The 17423-nt window shown below is 61.2% G+C and carries 13 protein-coding genes; 1 reads left to right on the top strand and 12 read right to left on the bottom strand.

Annotated features, from left to right (window positions below; translation table 11 throughout):
• Nucleotide 1: 1 nt before the first annotated feature.
• From AB4N74_RS24665 to AB4N74_RS24655, 3 genes are read right to left on the bottom strand one after another with little or no spacing between them, the layout of a single operon-like run.
• On the bottom strand, nucleotides 2–2098 hold the full coding sequence (locus AB4N74_RS24665; protein WP_460097478.1) for an efflux RND transporter periplasmic adaptor subunit: 2097 nt from the start codon (nucleotides 2096–2098) through the stop codon (nucleotides 2–4).
• A complete protein-coding gene (locus tag AB4N74_RS24660; RefSeq protein ID WP_460097476.1) occupies nucleotides 2099–3418 on the bottom strand; it encodes an efflux RND transporter periplasmic adaptor subunit in 1320 nt (439 codons plus the stop codon). It lies immediately after the preceding gene.
• On the bottom strand, nucleotides 3415–4194 hold the full coding sequence (locus AB4N74_RS24655) for an efflux RND transporter periplasmic adaptor subunit (RefSeq protein WP_427120402.1): 780 nt from the start codon (nucleotides 4192–4194) through the stop codon (nucleotides 3415–3417). The genes AB4N74_RS24660 and AB4N74_RS24655 overlap by 4 nt, the downstream gene beginning before the upstream one ends.
• A gap of 486 nt (nucleotides 4195–4680) precedes the next feature.
• On the opposite strand from AB4N74_RS24655, the gene AB4N74_RS24650 reads away from it, so the two are divergent.
• A complete protein-coding gene (locus tag AB4N74_RS24650) occupies nucleotides 4681–5370 on the top strand; it encodes an NYN domain-containing protein (RefSeq protein ID WP_016985563.1) in 690 nt (229 codons plus the stop codon).
• On the opposite strand, the gene AB4N74_RS24645 is transcribed toward AB4N74_RS24650, so the two are convergent.
• The 9 genes from AB4N74_RS24645 to AB4N74_RS24605 form a co-directional block, all read right to left on the bottom strand.
• Nucleotides 5351–6913, bottom strand: coding sequence for an efflux transporter outer membrane subunit (locus AB4N74_RS24645; protein ID WP_460097474.1), 1563 nt, complete (start codon nucleotides 6911–6913; stop codon nucleotides 5351–5353). The genes AB4N74_RS24650 and AB4N74_RS24645 overlap by 20 nt on opposite strands.
• A complete protein-coding gene (locus AB4N74_RS24640) occupies nucleotides 6910–7980 on the bottom strand; it encodes an HlyD family secretion protein (RefSeq protein WP_460097472.1) in 1071 nt (356 codons plus the stop codon). The genes AB4N74_RS24645 and AB4N74_RS24640 overlap by 4 nt, the downstream gene beginning before the upstream one ends.
• A 27-nt stretch (nucleotides 7981–8007) precedes the next feature.
• Nucleotides 8008–9546, bottom strand: coding sequence for an MFS transporter (locus AB4N74_RS24635; RefSeq protein WP_460089421.1), 1539 nt, complete (start codon nucleotides 9544–9546; stop codon nucleotides 8008–8010).
• Between the two features lie 223 nt (nucleotides 9547–9769).
• Nucleotides 9770–10687, bottom strand: coding sequence for a LysR family transcriptional regulator (locus tag AB4N74_RS24630; protein ID WP_093440208.1), 918 nt, complete (start codon nucleotides 10685–10687; stop codon nucleotides 9770–9772).
• 174 nt (nucleotides 10688–10861) lie between these two features.
• Nucleotides 10862–11728 carry an ABC transporter permease gene (locus AB4N74_RS24625; RefSeq protein WP_099757659.1) on the bottom strand — a complete coding sequence of 289 codons (867 nt, stop codon included), beginning with the start codon at nucleotides 11726–11728 and terminating at the stop codon, nucleotides 10862–10864.
• A gap of 20 nt (nucleotides 11729–11748) precedes the next feature.
• The gene (locus AB4N74_RS24620) at nucleotides 11749–12609 is read right to left on the bottom strand and encodes an ABC transporter ATP-binding protein (protein ID WP_460097469.1); all 861 of its coding nucleotides are present in this window, start codon (nucleotides 12607–12609) and stop codon (nucleotides 11749–11751) included.
• A 22-nt stretch (nucleotides 12610–12631) separates the two neighbouring features.
• Nucleotides 12632–13528: a TauD/TfdA dioxygenase family protein gene (locus AB4N74_RS24615; protein WP_460097468.1), complete on the bottom strand. Its 897-nt coding sequence runs from the start codon at nucleotides 13526–13528 to the stop codon at nucleotides 12632–12634.
• Between the two features lie 376 nt (nucleotides 13529–13904).
• The gene (locus AB4N74_RS24610) at nucleotides 13905–15272 is read right to left on the bottom strand and encodes an HlyD family type I secretion periplasmic adaptor subunit (protein ID WP_007918311.1); all 1368 of its coding nucleotides are present in this window, start codon (nucleotides 15270–15272) and stop codon (nucleotides 13905–13907) included.
• Entirely contained in the window at nucleotides 15262–17418 is a 2157-nt protein-coding gene (locus AB4N74_RS24605; RefSeq protein WP_093440187.1) for a type I secretion system permease/ATPase, read from the bottom strand. The genes AB4N74_RS24610 and AB4N74_RS24605 overlap by 11 nt, the downstream gene beginning before the upstream one ends.
• Nucleotides 17419–17423: the final 5 nt, after the last annotated feature.

Here is a 17423-nt window from a genome sequence, read left to right as displayed (position 1 = left end):
GTTAGAAACCGCTTTCCCTGACCCCCAGCGCCGCCATTCGCCGCCAGGCTACGCCGAGCAACGATTCACCGCTACCCTGCAAAATCACAACACCGCGCAACGGTTGCGGCGGTGTCGGCGCGGTATCGAGCACGCTGAGCCGTGCGCCGTATTGCGCCTGCACCGGTTCGGCCCGCTGCTGTTGATCGCGGCGCACGGCAATCGGCCCGTGGTGATCGGAGGTCAGCGCCTCCTGATCGACGTAGGCCACGCCATTGGTGTCGATTTCATTCAATTGCACGGCGAGCGCCGGGTGCATCGGGTCATCGGCGATGAAGCGGCCACTGGCCCCGGGCTTGACTCGCCACAATTCGGCTTCGGCGAGATAACCGCGCAGGCGCGCGCCGTCTTCGACGACCCGTGCCAGTGCATCCTTGCTCGACAGCCAGCGCCCGACCGTCATGTTCGGCAGCAGATCACGCACGTTGCCGGCCTGCGGTGCGCGCAGCAGCAAGCGTTCGCGTTGCGCCGTCAGCCCGCGGTATTCGGCGACCGCTTCGGCCAATCGCTGCTCGACAATGCCAGCGTCGGCGGCGGTTTCGCTGCGACTGGCCTGACGACGCATCAACAGCTGCTGGATCTGGATTTCCCGGCGCACGATCGCCAGCCGCGATTCTAGATCCGGTGACTCCAGTTCGATCAGCACATCGCCCTGCGCGACTTTCTGCCCGTCCGTCACCTTCACCGCTTTGACCCGCGCCGCCGTCGGCGCGTGCAGGGCACTGGCGCGCCCGGCCTCGAGCATGGTCGGCAACTCCACCGAACTGCGCCACGGCACGATCAGCACCAGCAACAATCCGAGCAGCGCCAACCCACTGAGCAGCACGCGCGGGCCGTGCGCCTTTTCGCGGCGGCTCCACCACTGGCGCCACTCACGCATGATCGGCAGAAAAATGAACCACACCAGTTCCACCAGCATCAGGAAGATCCCCAACACCTTGAAAAACAGGTGATAGACCGCCAGTGCGATCCCGAAAAACAACGCTGCACGCCACAACCATGAGCCATACCCCCAGATCAGCAAACGCCGTTGCATCTTCGGCGACCACGGCTCCGGCGCCGGGGCGCCATAACCGAACAAAAACTCGCGCAGGCGCCAACGGCACAGGGCAAATGCGCGCCCCTGCAAGTTGTCGACTTCCCAGAAATCACTGATCAGAAAATAACCATCAAAACGCATGAACGGATTGAGGTTGACCACCAGCGTGGTGATCCACGTGGCGCTGGCGAGCATGAACGCCGCTGTGCGCCCCGGTCCATCCGGCAGCAACGACCATGCGAGTAGCGCAATACACGCCAACAGCAATTCCGCGAGCACACCGCCGGCACCGATCAGCAATCGCGCACGGCGATCATTGACCCGCCAGGCGTCGCTGACATCGGTGTAGAACATCGGCAGCAAGACCATGAACGCCACGCCCATGCTCTGCACTCGACACCCGGCGCGCTTGGCCATGAACGCATGGCCGAATTCGTGACAGAGCTTGGCAAAGAACAACGCCACGCCAAACGCCAATGCGCCGCCGAGGCTGAACAGGTGTGGAAACGTGCCGATAAAACGCTGCCAGTCGCGCGCCACCAGAAACACACCCAACGCCAGCGTCGCCGGTAAACCGTAACGCAGCAGGCGCGGGCCGAAGCGCGCAAGCCACGGCCACGCGCGATTGAGAAACGCGTCCGGGCGCCACAGCGGAATACGGAAAAACAGATATTGATGCAGGAGGATTTGCCACAGGCTTTGCTTCTGCGCCAAGGCCTTGAGGCGGTAGCTGGCGCGCTGTTGATCGTCGAGCGCACTGATCAAATCGTGTCCGCGCAAGAACTCCAGCAACTGCTCAAGCTCGGTGCCGGCCAACGGTAAACCCGGCTCGCGATTGGCCGCGCGCAAGACTTGCTCGGCGTCGCCCAACGACCAATGGCGCAACAAGCGCATCGCCGCCGTGCCCAGTTTGAAATAACGCCCGCGCACCGGATCGGCGAGGGTCCAGCGCGGCGAACCGTCCAAGGCCGGCGCCGCGGGCGACAGTTGCAGGTCGGCACGCAGGCTCGGCAGATTCATCTACAGACCCACACTCTGGCGCAAACCGGCCAGTGGCCGGCGCAGCAAGTACAGCGCCAGCGGCGCGCGGTCGCCGAAGATTTTCGCCGTGCCGCGCAGGCCGATGCGTGGCGGTGCCTCGGTAAAATTGGCGTCGAGCCGATAGGCCAGTTGCCCGCCCGCCGTCGGCTGCGCCTCGTACGCCGAGCGTTCCAGTGTGGCGAGATGGCGCTTCAGCGGATCGCTGTCGAGAAACAACGCCACTTCGGCACCAGGCTCCAACGAGATCGCGTCGCCCACCGCCAGTTCGATACGTAGTTCAGCCTGATTGGGGTCGGCAATTTCCATCAGGCGTTCGCCGGTCTGCACCGGTTTGCCGGTCAAGCGCTCGGCGTCGGCGAACACCGCGATGCCATCACGTTCGGCACGCACTTCGCTGCGCTTGAGCAGCTCACGGGCGTAGTCACGTTCGGCGCGCTTCTGCTCAACCCGAGCGGCGAGCAAGTCGACTTTTGCGCTCGACTCGGCATCGGCAAACGAGCGCTGGGAATTGGATTTCAGTTCAGCTTCGGCCACACCCAGCGCACGCTCAGCGACGTCGGCCTGCGCCTTGAGCGTGGTGCTTTCGAAACGCACCAGCACATCGCCGTTTTTTACAGTTTGATTGGGTTTGACCAGAAACTCGGCGATTACTCCGTCCAGCGGCGCCGCCACCACGCGGCCACCCAGCGGTACCACTTCGGCCGGGGCCAGCACCGATTGACGCACCGGAAGCAACAGCCCGAGCAACAGCACCGCGAGCAACGCCACCTGACGCTTGCGGGTCCAGCGCAGCCGCCACGGTTTGCGCGGTTGCAGCGCCAGCCAGGCGTGGCTGTAGGTGTCACCGAGTTGCGACAGCAAGACTTGTTCGGAAGGATTCCACGGCACATCGCGCGCCAGCCACAAGCCGCCGAACACCTGCGCGTCGCGATCCACCAGCGGTAACCAGAACACCTGCGCAGCGGACAGACTGCGCCAGTCGGCCTGGATCGATTCGCTGAGCAGTTCCGGCGCGATCACCCGCGCTTGCTTCAGCACACCCTGCTTGAACAACTGCGCCACGGCCTGCTCAACGAACGCCACGAACGGCGCATTCGGTTCGACCGCACTGACGCCGGTCACGGCTTGCACCTTGCCGGCGATCAACAACGCGGCATGACGAAAGCCAAACAACGACTGGCCGTCATTGACCAGGCTGTAGACCAGTTGCGCGGCATCGCGGGCAGCGCGAGTCTGCCGTTCAAGGTCGAGAAACCGCGCGAACACCTGTTCAGCGGCGCCGCTCACCGGCGCGTTCACTTCAGCTCCGGGAAACGCGCGGTGCCGCTCATGCCGGCGAGCAAACCTTTGGCTTCGGGAAGTGTTGCGACCAGCAACAGGGTCTGACTGCCCTCATCGATTCGCGCGCCGAGGCGTTTGACCGTGGCGTCGATGGCCTGGCCGGTTTCATCGGGAACGAAGCTGAAGGTCTGGCCGGGCTTGAGTCTGGCCATCCAGCGCGACGGCACCAGCAAATGAATCTCGAGGGTACGGTTATCGACGACATCGAGCAGCGGTGCACCGGCCGGCACGCTTTCATAGCGCTGCACCTTGCGCTCGACCACTTGCCCGTCGAACGGCGCGACGACGCTGCAGCGCTTGACCTGCACTTGATACACCTGGGATTGCGCCTGAGTTTCGCTGACCTTGGCCTCGGCCCGCGCCACTTCGAAACGCCCGACAGAGTTGAGTGCAGCCAACTGTTTGTTGTGCGCCAGCTCTTCACCGGCACCCCGGCTGGCCGCTTGTGCGGCATTCAGCTGCGCTTGATAGGCCGAGCAATCGAAACGGGCCAACGTATCGCCCTTCTTGAACGACTCGCCCTCACTGAACGGCAGTTCGACAATCCGCCCGGAAAGCTCACTGGCCAGCGTCGCCTGATCGCGCGCCCGCAACACCCCCCGCGCCTCACTGCTCGCGGTGGCCGCCGCCGTCCCCGGATTATCCAGCAGCGGATCGTCTGGCCCGGGCGTTTGCGCCTGAACTGCACACGTAACTAAGGTCAATCCGATAACCCAACCGCGAAAACGCTGCATAACCGCTACTCCCTGACGGATGTGCGGAGTCTACGACAGCGGGGGTTAGCGTCAAGCGAAAGGCCATCACTCTTCGGAAATGTAATGTTTCAAAAGAGAAAGCCGCTCAATGACCGTTTAAGAGATGTAGGCAAATTCCGGCGTCCTACACGAGTTGGGGATACTGCTGATTGCTCACTGCGAAAATGGCGATAGACAGGCTACCTATGCAAATAGGCGCGGAGCGAATTTACCTCTCTCTGCAACAACCTCTAATACACAAGCCCTTAAATGGCTTGACCATGGCGGATACCAGCAACCAAAACTGACAAGCCGGTGCTGGAGCTAAACCAGCGAAGTGAGCGTGCAATTATTTGGTGGTTGACCTGCATGACGCGCTCAATCTAGGATTGCCTTACTCAACCCCGTACGTAGCGATTCAGTTCGCTGGCAGTTGGGGTGAAGAAACCGGCCTAGGCCGGTTTTTTCGTTTCTGAGGAATAATTTGTGCGTACTGCTTTCTTTGTTGATGGCTACAACTTGTTCTATGGGCTGCTCGCGGGCACCCCCTATAAATGGCTCAATCTCGAAGGTTTGCTGATTCATGTCGCACACATCGAAAACCCGCAGAACGCCGTTGTCTCGATTGACTATTTCACCTCATCAATAAAACCAGAACTCGCGACGCTGGGCCGAATTTCAAAAGAGGCCCAAGACACTTACATAAGGGCACTGCGCACGACCAATGTCAGAGTGCATTTTGGTCGGCATCATCTTGAGCAGGCTAAAGCGCCTCGATTCATCGACAAAAACACCAAGGCCTCACGTCAGGACAAGGTCGACATCTGGAAGCTTGAAGAAAAGGAAACCGACGTTCATATCGCGATCAGCATGTATCGCACTGCCTGCCAGCAGGCAATGTTCGCAACGCAAGATCGCGTCGAACAACTCGTACTGGTTTCGAGTGACACTGATATCACCCCCGCATTGAGAGCAATACGTGCGGACTTTCCTCACCTAACCATCGGCGTCATTCTTCCTCACAGGGCAGGTTTGAATCGGCCCACCCCGGGCTCTCTGAAAGATCACTCTCACTGGCTGCGCCGCGTGATCACAGAGGAAGAATTGCTCATTAATCAGTTTCCAGGCCGAGTAGCCACGCACAAAAAACCAGCGTTCAAACCGGATTATTGGTAGGTACTTCTGCCGGATACACCGACTCCCATCCCCCACCCAACGCCTTGTACAAACCCACCATCGCCAACGAAACACCGGTCGAACTCTCAACCCACTGCTCCTGCGTCGCCAGCAGCGCGCTTTGCACGGTGAGGACGTTGACGAAATCGACCACGCCTTCGACGTATTGCTGTTGCGCGGTGCGCAGGGCGATCTGGTTCTGGCGGACGGCTTCGGCGAGGCTGTCACGGCGGCGTTGACTGGCGTTGTAGGCGGTCAGTTGATCATCGATTTCGTGCCATGCGCGCAGTACGGTTTGCTGGTAGGCGACGGCCGCTTCCTGCTGCTGGGCTTCGCGCAGTTGCAGCATGCCGCGCAGGCGTCCGCCGTCGAACAGCGGCAGGCTGAATTGCGGGCCGATGCCGAACGCGCGTGAGCCCCACGAGCCAAAGTCGCTGAGTTGCATGGCTTGCGAGCCGAGGTTGCCGGACAAGGTGATACGCGGATAGAAATCACCCTTGGCCACGCCGATATTGGCGGTGGCCGCATGCAGACGCGCTTCGGCCTGGCGGATATCCGGTCGGCGTTCGGCCAGTTGCGACGGCAGACCGATGGCGACTTGCAGCGGCGACTGCGGCACGGCGGCGTCAGTGGATAACTCCTTGGCCAATGCCTGTGGCGGTTCGCCCATCAACAGGCTGATCGCATTGATCAGTTGCGATTGACGTTGCTCCAGCGCCGGCAATCGCGATTCGATGGCCGCGACTTGCGCGGCGGCTTCGGCGACGTCGAGGTCAGTCGCCACGCCGTCGGCCAGGCGCAGTTGCGAAAGTTTCAGGCTATGCCGGGCGACGTCGAGGTTCTGCTCGGTGACGGCGCGGGTGTTTTGCACGCCGCGCAGTTGAATGTAGTTTTGTGCGGTGTCGGCAAGCACCGCCAGCAACACCCCACGACGGTCGTTTTCGGCGACTTCGAGGTTGGCGTCGGCGGCTTCGGTTTCGCGGCGCACGCGACCCCAGAAATCCAGTTCCCACGAGGCGGAGAAACCGGCGTCCCACAGGTTGAAGGCAGAATCACCGTTGTGCCCGGACGGATCGTTCAGGCCCTCGCCGCTGTTGCGTTTGCGCGCGTAACTGCCAGTGGCGGCGGTGTTCGGATAACGATCAGCGGTGATCACCTGGCGAGCGGCGCGGCTTTGTTGCAGACGGCTGCTGGCCAGTTGCAGGTCGAGGTTGCTCTGCACCGCACGTTGAGTGAGCGCGGAGAGTTGCGGATCGTGGAAGACTTCCCACCAACGTTCGTTCAGGGGTTCGCTGTTGGCTTGGCTGGGGGCGGATTTGGCAGGTTTGGCCCAGTCGGCGATTTGTGTGGCTTCGGGTTTCTGGAAATCAGGGCCTACGGTGCAGGCGCTGAGGCTTACTGCAAGCAAGATACTTAAAGTGAGTGGCTGCCACTGGCCTCTTCGCGAGCAAGCTCGCTCCCACAGGGGGGCTGCGGTGTTGCCGAGGTCCAATGTGGGAGCGAGCCTGCTCGCGAAGGCGTCGGTTCGATCAACACGGCTCATCGCTGAGTCACCTCACGCACCGACGTCGCCGAGCTTCTGGTATCAATGCTCGCCTCCACCGACATGCCCACCCGCAACCGTTCGGCCAACGGCTGCCCCGGTTCCAGCATGATCTTCACCGGAATCCGCTGCACCACCTTGGTGAAGTTACCGGTGGCGTTGTCCGGTTTCACCGCCGCAAAGGTCACGCCCGTCGCCGGAGCGATACTCTCGACACGACCGGTCAGCGCTTCACCACCCAGGCTGTCGACGCGTACTTGCACCTCTTGCCCTGGCTGCACGTCAGTCAGTTGCGTCTCCTGAAAGTTCGCCACGACATATGCCTGCTTCAAAGGAACCACCGCCAGCAGCTTGCTGCCCGGCGTCACATAGGCACCAACACGCACGGCGCGCTCACCGATCATGCCGTCCTGCGGTGCAGTGATACGCGTGTAAGAGAGTTCAAAACTGGCGATTTCCAGCGCCGCTTGTGCGTGCTTCAAACTGCCTTCGGCGGCATCCCGCTGAGCCGTGAGAATGTCGACCTGCTTGTGCTCTGCCGCCAGTTTCGCCGTGGCGGTGTCGAGATGCGCCGTGGCTTGATCGATGCGAGTACGCGCCTGTTGCGCGTTCTGCACCGTACCGGCACCAACGCCGGCCAAATGGTTGTAGCGATTCAACTCCTGCTGGGCGAAAGCCATTTCAGCTTTGGCCGACACCACCGAGGCCTGCGCCTGGGCGATCACCGAAGTCTGGCGTTCCAGCGTCGCTTTGGCGTTCTGCAATTGCGCCCGCGCGACCAGGGTCTGCGCGTCCGCCGCTTCGGCCGACGCGCGCAAATCGCGATCATCGATCAGCGCCAGCAATTGCCCGGCCTTCACTTGCTGGTTGTCTTCCACCAGCACTTCTTTGATGAAGCCGGCCACACGCGGCACCACCAAGGTGTAGTCGGCAGAGACAAAGGCGTCGTTGGTGTTTTGCTGGGTGCGTTTGCCAAACACGCCGGGCAGCGCCAGATACACCAGCACGCCGAAGGCCAGCGCGGCCGCGATGGCCACCGCGAGTTTTTGCTTTGCTTGAGTCGTCATAAAAACCTTCATTGTTCAGTGCAGCAATCAGGTCGACGCGCGGGGCGGAAAGATCCGCGTCGGCAGCCAGAAAATCAGCAGGATCAACGCCACCGCGACGCCGGCCATGCACACATAGAGATCGGAAGAAGTCAGCACCACGGCTTGTTCGTGCAGGCGATGGGCAAGGCCCGGATCGCTGCGATCGGCAAGCGGCGAATTGCCGAGGCTGTCGACCAACATGGTCGAGTGGAAATGCAGACGCGCCGTAGTCAGCGCCTCAAGCACCCCGGTGGCGACCACCGCCGCCAGACCTTTCACGGTGTTGAACCACGCCGAGGCAAACGGACCGTCCGTTGGCTGGATGCTGCCGGTCGAGAGCATCAACAGCGGCAGCACCGACATCGGCTGGCCGAAGATCTGCAGCCATTGCAGAACGTAGAAGTTGTCGCGAATCCATTCTGAAGTCAGCAGCGATCCGCCCAGGCAGGACAGCGTCAACATGCTCAAACCCATGCCAAGCACCCAGCGGCAATCGACCCAGCGCAGGTTGCACAACGCTGCCACCAACGGCAGCGCAATCAGTTGCGGCAATGCGGCGATCAGCATGATCGGTGCGGTCTGCGCCGGGCGATAACCCTGCACCTGCGCCAGATAACTCGACGGAATCAACACCACCGCCTGCAGAACTATCAGCACACCGGCCAGGGTCATCAAGGCGAACGACAGGTTACGAATACCGAGCATCTGCAATTTGAAAAACGGGATCGGCTGCGACCACTCGTTGATCAGGAACGCCACCAGCAGCAGCGAGCCGGCGCCGAGCAATCCACAGATCAGGCTCGACTCGAACCAGTCCAGCCGATTGCCCTGCAGCAAACCGATCACCAACATGCAGATCGCCGGAAAGCCCAGCAGCAGGCCTTTCCAGTTGAACGATTTGAGGCGCTCCAGGCGCAGCGGGTCCTGCGGAATACCCCACGCGACCATCGCCATGGCGATCAGACAAGGCACGATGATTTGCCAGAACGTCCATTGCCAGCCGACGTATTCGGTCCACAAACCGGCCAGCGGCGTGCCGAGGCCGGGGCCGAATGTCGCCGTCAGTGCGTATCCGGCCAGACCGTAAAGCTTGATGTTCGCCGGCAAAAAGCGCAGGGCGACGGTCATCAGCATCGGTGGCAGCGCACCGCCTGCCAGCCCTTGCAGGATGCGCATCAGCAGCAGACTTTCGTAGTTCGGCGCGAATGGACACAGCACGCCGAGCAACGTGAACAGACCGATCGCGCAAAGGGTGAAGCGGCGCAACGAGAAGGTCACCGAACACCACGGCGCGAAGGCCATGGCCGCGACCGAAGTGGCGGTGTAACTGGCCACCAGCCAGGTGCCTTCGTCGTAACCGATGCTCAGCGCGCCACGGATGTCGGCCAGGGCCACCTTGGTGACCATCTCGTTGAGACCCGACACCAGCACCGCCAGCAGCACGCCGACCAGGCCAATGATGATCCGCGCCCCGAACACCGGTGGCGTCGCCGCCTTCGCCGGGCTGGCCGCAGCGATGGGCATCGCGGCCGTCAGGGATGTCATGAGTACACACTCCGGAGGGAAAAATACCGGAGCATCTTAGTCGGGCTTGGCAATGACTAAAATTGACTTATTGGCAGGTTATAAGTGCGCCAGACGCAACAATTAACCTCTGTAGGAGTGAGCCTGCTCGCGATAGCGTTGGGTCAGCCAATGTATGTGTTGACTGACACACCGCTATCGCGAGCAGGCTCACTCCTACAAGGGTTTTGTGTGGGTTCGCAGGTTAAGGCTGGGCCGCCAGCCAGGTTTCGTCGCAGCAAGTCTTGAGGGTTTCACGCAGCCAGCGATGTGCCGGATCCTTGTCGAAACGCGGGTGCCAGGCCTGGGTCAGCATCAGCGTCGGCAACGGGATTGGCAGGTCGAATGAGCGCAGTTTCAAACCCAGCCGGCGTACGCTGAGCAGCGCTTCTTTGGGCACCGGCAAGATCAGATCGGAATCCGGCAAGGCAAACATCGCCGCATGGAAACTCGGCGCGATCACCGCCACGCGCCGCTCCAGGCCTAGCGCATTCAGCGCCGTATCGATCGGGCCGCGCGCGATGCCACGGCGCGACATGCTGATATGGGAAAACCCGGCGTAGCGCTCGGCGGTGATTTCACCGTCGAGCAGTGGATGGTCTTCTCGCACCAAGCCGACAAAATGCGTCGAGAACAGGTTCTGCACTTTGACTTCCGGGGTGACGGGTCGGGTGTTGCTGACGCTCAGATCGATGCGGCCCTCGCGCAGTGCCTCATCGTCGCCATCGCCTTCCGGGACGAAACGCAATTCGCAGTGCGGCGCCAATTGATCGAGGGTGTCGAACAGCTTGCCGCCGTAAACACCGATGAAAAAGTCATTGGCGCGGATGTTGAAACGACGGCGTAACGTGCCCAGTTCCACGGTGTCGGCGGAACGGAACAACAGCGCGGCCTGCTCGACCACATCGCGCACCTGTTCGCGCAACTCCAGCGCCTTGGGGGTTGGCACTAGGCCACGACCGGCGCGCACAAGGATCGGGTCACCGATGGCTTCGCGGATCCGCGTCAGGGTACGGCTCATGGCGGCCGGGCTGAGATTCATCCGCCGCGCCGCGCCGACCACACTGCCCTCGTCGAGCAAGGCGTCGAGGGCGACCAGAAGGTTCATGTCCGGAAGTTGCATGCTGAGCACTCTTGGCCGATCAGGATTGATCTGGGCGCAATGCTAGCAAACATCTTTCAGAGTAGGCGTTGATCTTACTGACGCCTTCGCGAGCAAGCTCGCTCCCACATTTGGAATGCATTCTCCTGTGGGAGCGAGCTTGCTCGCGAAGGGGCCAGACGCAACGCCACAGAGTTACCGCTGCATCCCCCACCGCTTAACGGTCACCCGCTCCAGCGTATCGAACACCAGGTTCTCCACCAGCAACCCGATCAGGATCACCACCGCCAACCCGGCAAACACCTTGTCGGTGTACAGCTCATTACGATTCTGAAAAATGTACCAACCCAGACCGCCCTTGCCACTGGTCGCGCCAAACACCAGTTCCGCCGCGATCAACGTGCGCCAGGCAAACGCCCAGCCAATCTTCAGCCCGGCGAGAATCGACGGCAGCGCTGCCGGAATCAGGATGAACAGCACCAGTCGCAAGCCCTTCAAACCATAATTGCGCCCGGCCATACGCAAGGTTTCCGAGACACCGAGAAACCCGGCATAGGTATTCAGCGCCAGCGCCCACAACACCGAATGCACCAGGACGAAAATCAGGCTGTTCTGCCCCAGACCAAACCACAGCAGCGCCAACGGCAACAGGGCAATCGCCGGCAGCGGATTGAACATCGAGGTCATCGTGCTCAGCAGATCACGGCCCAATTGCGTCGACACCGCAAGGGTAGTCAGGGCAAATGCCAGAACGATGCCGATCAGATAACCCTTGATCAGCACCACCAGCGATATCCACACTTTGGCCAATAACTCACCACTGAGCAGCCCGTCGAACAACGCATGGCTGGTCTGCAGGAAACTCGGCAGCATCAGGTCGTTGTTCTGAATCCGCGCGACCACTTCCCACAGCACCGCCAGCACAATCAGGATCAGGCTTTTACGCAACCAGCCCTGTTGCCACAGCCGCGTGCCGAGAGACAGCTCTCGCTCGACCGGCACCTGCGTCAACGGTTCCAGCACAATTTCGAACTCTTCACGCACAGATGATGAATGGCTCATCGGGTAGTCCTCCTGGCCGCTCAATAAGCGATGCGAATGTCGTTGAAGTCGTGGTCACGCTCGGTTTCCGGCGACTGGCCTTCATCGAACAACAACCGATGAATGCGCCGCGCCGATTCCTGAAACGCCACGCCGCCGAGGCTGTGCAGATCGTATTGATGGCTGTGCACTTCGGCGCGCACTCGACCCGGATGCGGCGACAGCAGCAGGATGCGATTGCCGACCACCAATGCTTCTTCAATCGAGTGGGTGACGAACAGCAGGGTGAAGCGCACCTCTTCCCAGAGCAGCAGCAATTCTTCCTGCATCTTGCGTCTAGTCAGCGCATCGAGTGCGGCGAATGGTTCGTCCATCAGCAGGATTTTCGGCTGCATCGCCAGCGCCCGGGCAATCGCCACGCGCGCCTTCATGCCGCCGGACAACGTGTGCGGATAGGCATCGGCGAACGCCGCCAGACCGACCTTTTCCAGATAGTGCAGCGCACGTTCTTCGGCTTCTTTTTTCTTCAGGGTGCGCGAGGCAAGCAGCGGAAACATCACGTTCTGTTTGACAGTTTTCCACGGTGGCAGTTGGTCGAACTCCTGAAACACCACGATCCGGTCCGGCCCCGGCGCATCGACGCGCTGGCCTTGCAGACGGATCTCGCCTTCGCACGGCTGTATGAACCCGGCTACCGCTTTGAGCAACGTCGATTTGCCGCAACCGGACGGGCCGAGCAGCACGTAACGATCGGCCGGGTCGATTTCAAAACTGACCTGATGGGTGGCGCGCACCACGCGTTGCGGCGTGCGGTATTCGAGGCTGACATGATCGACCGCCAGCAACGCGTCGCTGCGGGCGATCAGGTTGCTGGCCGCGTGGCCTGGCAAGGGAGCGTTCATGGTTTGATCAATCTCCGGCGAATCAGAAAGGCGCGTCGCCCTGAATGGTCGTGCGATAAAGCTTGCGGCGCAGGTGCGCGGGGCAGCCGGCGGCGAGATGGATCAGCGAACGGTTGTCCCAGAACACCAGATCGTGGGGCTGCCACTGATGGCGGTAGATGTTTTGCGGCAGCACGCTGTGGGCGTAGAGCTCGGTCAGCAGCTGCTGGCTCTCGTCTTCGGGCAGGCCGACGATGCGCGTGGTGAACCCTTCGCTGACGAACAGCGCCTTGCGACCGTTCTCCGGATGCATGCGCACCACCGGGTGCACCACTTCCGCGACCTGAGCCAGTTGCTCCGGGGTCAGGGTCGGGCGCCAGTTGCCTTCGAATTTGGTTTCGCTATAGCGGGCGGTGTAGGAATGCGCGGCCGAACGACCTTCAACAGCTTTGCGCAAGGCCTCGGGCAAGCTGTCCCAGGCTTTGTGCATGTCGGCGAACAACGTATCGCCGCCCTCGGAAGGCAGCTCTTGCGCATGCAGCATCGAGCCGAGACTTGGCAGCTCTTTATAGGAAAGGTCGGAGTGCCAGAACTTGCCAGCATCACCGAGGCCGATGTTCTGGCCGTTTTCGATGATGTTGGAAACGATGAGGATTTCCGGGTGGTTGGCCAGCAGGAACTGCTTGAGCACATGGATCTGCAACACACCGAAACGGCGGCTGAAGTCGATCTGTTGTTGCGGGGTGATTTGCTGGTCGCGAAATACCACGACGTGGTGATCCAGGTGCGCGCGATGAATGCGCGCAAAGTCCTGATCATTGATCGGCCGGGTGAGGTCGAGGCCAATGATCTCTGCGCCGACGGCACCGCTGAAAGGGCGGATTTCAAAGGATTGCGGCGCGGCGGTCGCGGCGCTTGGGGAAGCAGTAGCTGCGGACATCTTTCCATCTCCCACGCACGGCACGCTCACGGGCGCGCTCGTCGATCAGACACTCACGCTGGATTGCGTGTTGGTTCAGGTCGTGCGGCGCGCCGATTGGTCGGCAGGTACGCAGGTGGATGACTTTATAGCTATAAGAATTGGAAATTAAATACCGTTATTGAATAACGATATGGCGGAATGGACTGGATGGTGAGTGACGGTTTTTGTCACTTCCTGACAGATGCAGCGATCCGACTGACGCCTTCGCGAGCAAGCTCGCTCCCACAGTTGATCTCCAGTGACCGAAAATTTTGTGTTCGGTAAAGAACCAATGTGGGAGCGAGCTTGCTCCGGGCGGCGATCCGACGAAGAGGCCGGCAGCCGCGCTGAAGATCTAGCGCTCGTGCAACGCCTCTGCCCGCGCACGAATGATCGGCTTGAGCAGATAACTCAACACCGACTTCTTGCCGGTAATGATGTCCACCGACGCCACCATCCCCGGAATGATCAGCAACGGCTTTTCATCGGTACCCAAGTGGCTGCGCTCGGTGCGCACCTTGATGATGTAGTAAGTGGTTTTCTTGTCTTCGTCGGTGATGGTGTCAGCGCCGATCTGCTCAAGCTTGGCTTTCAGCCCGCCGTAAATGGTGTAGTCGTACGCGGTGAATTTCACGATCGCTTCCTGCCCCGGGTGCAGGAACGCGATGTCTTGCGGACGAATCTTGGCTTCGACCAGCAAGGTATCGTCCAGCGGGACGATTTCGACCATGTCGCTGCCCGGTTGGATCACGCCGCCGATGGTGTTGACCAGCAATTTGTTGACGATGCCGCGCACTGGCGATGTCACCAGCGTACGGCTGACGCGGTCTTCCAGGGCCTTGCCGGTCGCGCTGGCCTTGTTCAGGTCGGTGCGCGCCTCATTGAGTTGGGTCAGCGCTTCGCTGCGGAATTTGCCGCGCGTCTCGTCGATCTTGCGCTGCACTTCCTTGATCGCCGATTCGGCACGCGGGATGGCCAGCGTCGTTGCATCCAGCTGACCACGGGTTTCCACCTCGGCACGCTTCAGACGTAGCACTTCCACCGGGGACACCGCGCCCTGCGCCACCAGCGGCTCGGACATGTTGATTTCCTGACGCTGCAAGCCGAGTTGCTGACGATACTGCGCTTGCTTGGAGGCGAATTCGCGCAGCTCTTGCTGACGCTGAATCAACTGCTCCTGCAAACCGCCAATCTCGTCGTGCAGTTGCTGACGACGGCTGATGTACAGCGACTCTTCGCTTTTCGCCTGTCCCGGCACAGCCTTGAGCACGTCCTCGGGGAAATTCAGCGGACGGTCATCCACTTCGGCGCTGAGGCGTTCTACGCGCAGCAGCATCGACAGGCGATCGGCTTCGGTTTCGCCGACGTTGGAAGCAAATCGTGTGTCGTCGAGGCGAATCAGTGGTGCACCGGCTTCGACGATCTGGCCTTCCTTGACGAACAGCTCGGAGATGATCCCGCCTTCGAGGTTCTGGATTTTCTGGATCTTCGACGACGGAATCGCCTTGCCGTCGCCCTTGGTCACTTCGTCGATCACGGCGAAGTTGGCCCACAGCAGCAGGAAGATAAAGAAGCCGATGATCGCCCAGATGGTCAGACGCACGACGCGCGGGGCGTCTTCGATCAGCGCTTTGTTGACCTCTGGGAGGGGCTGGCCCTGCAGTGATGCCGAGCCTTTGAAGTAGCGACGGATCGAATCCTTGAAACCCGACTTAAGCAACACTGATCTGCCCCTTCTTCAACGCTTCCATCACGGCGGCTTTCGGGCCATCGGCGAGAATCTGTCCACGGTCAACCACCAGCAGGCGATCGACCAGCGACAGCAGCGACGCCCGGTGCGTCACCAGCACCACGGTCTTGTTTTCTATGACTGCCGCGAGGCGTTGCTTGAGTCGTTCTTCACCAGTGTTGTCCATGGCGCTGGTCGGCTCGTCCATTAACAGGATCGGTGGATTGAGCAACAGCGCCCGGGCCAGTGCAACGTTCTGCCGTTGACCGCCGGAGAGGTTCTGCCCGCGCTCGCCGACTTGCAGCTCGTAACCTTGTGGATGCAAACGCGCGAATTCGTGGACGCCGGCCAGTTCGGCCGCCTGCAGGACAAGCTCATCTTCGACATAACGCGCGCCGGAGACGAGGTTGTCACGCAGAGTGCCGGCCAGCAGTTGGATGTCTTGCGGCACGTAACCGATGTTGTAGCGCAGTTCGCTGACATCGATCTGGCGGATATCCACACCGTCGACCAACAAGGCGCCGTCATCCGGTTGGTAAAGGCCGACCAGCAGTTTCGCCAAAGAGCTTTTGCCCGAGCCGCTGCGGCCGATGATGCCAATTTTCTCGCCGGGGCGAATCACCAGGTTGATGTTTTTCAGCGCCGGGTTCTGTTGTTCCGGGTAGGTGAAGCTGAGCTGGCGGCACTCGATCGCGCCTTGCAGGACCTTGCGGCTCAGCGGGCGCTCCTCGAAATTGCGCTCTTGCGGCAGCTCCATCATCTGGTCGACCGAGGTCATGGTCACTCGCGCCTGCTGGTAACGCGTCAACAGACCCGACAGCGAGGCCAACGGGCTGAGGGCGCGGCCGCTAAGCATGTAGCAGGCAATCAGACCGCCCATGCTCAAGTTGCCGGCGATGATCTGGTAGACGCCGAAAACGATCATGATCACCCCGGCCAGTTGCTGGATCAGCAGGGTGATGTTCATCGCCAGACCGGAGAGCATTTTCACTCGCAACTCGAGGCGGCTGAGGGTGCCGATGGTCTGTTCCCACTGGTACTGGCGCTCGCTCTCGGCGTTGTTGACCTTCACCGCGTCGAGGCCGGCGAGGGTTTCGATCAGGCTCGACTGGCGCTCGGCACCGAGGGCCATGGTGCGCTCCATGGTCGCCACCAGCGGTTTCTGCAACGCGTAGCCGATCAGCAAGGCAATCGGGAAGGCCAACACCGGAATCCACACCAGGTGCCCGCCGAGAATGGCGATGACAATAAAGATGAGGATGGTGAACGGCAGGTCGATCAGGCTGGTCAGGGTCAGCGAGGCGAGGAAGTCGCGCAGGCTCTGAAACTCATGGATGTTCTGCGCAAAACTGCCGACCCGCGCCGGGCGGTATTTCATCGCCATGCCAACAATGCGCTCGAACAGCGTCGCGGAGATGATCAGGTCGGTTTTCTTCCCGGCCAGGTCCAGGCACAGGCTGCGCAGGCTTTTGAGGACCAGGTCGAAGATATAGGCGCCGGTGATACCCAGCGCCAGCACCCACAGGGTCGCTTCGGCCTGGTTCGGCACCACGCGGTCGTAGACGTTCATCACGAACAGCGGCGCGGCCATGGCGATGATGTTGATCAGGAAGCTCGCGGCGATGGCATCGGCGTACAGCCAGCGCGAGCGCTTGAGGGTGTCGCGGAACCACGAGCGGGCACGTGGAATCAGCGTGCCGTGGTTGACGTCGAATTTGTGTTGCGGCTGGGCGAAGAAGACTTTGCCGGTGTAATCGTCAGCGAGCAATTCGCGACTGACGATGGACTCGCCACCGTCGGTTTCGCTGAGCAACACCCGCGCTTCGTGGTCACCCTGCCAGCCGAGCAGGACGGCGCTGCGGCCATCCTTGAGCAGCAGCAAGGCCGGCATGGCGATCGCCGGAATTTCTTCCAGTTTGCGCTGCAGCACCCGACCTTGCAGGCCGGCGCGAGCCGCCGCGCGGGGCAGCAACTCGACACTCAGGCGTTGTTTGGGCAGCGGCAGGCCGGTGGTCAGCATCGCCGCGCTGGCGGGCTTCTGGTGCAGCATGCAAAGGGCGAGCAGACCGTCCAGTAAAGGATCGTCGTGCAACGCGCGTGGATCATGACTGAGTTGAACTCGACTGACTTCTGATTCCACGCTCG

The sequence above is a fragment of the Pseudomonas sp. H3_C08 genome (assembly GCF_054669455.1).
This window is presented reverse-complemented; position numbering and strand designations above follow the sequence as displayed.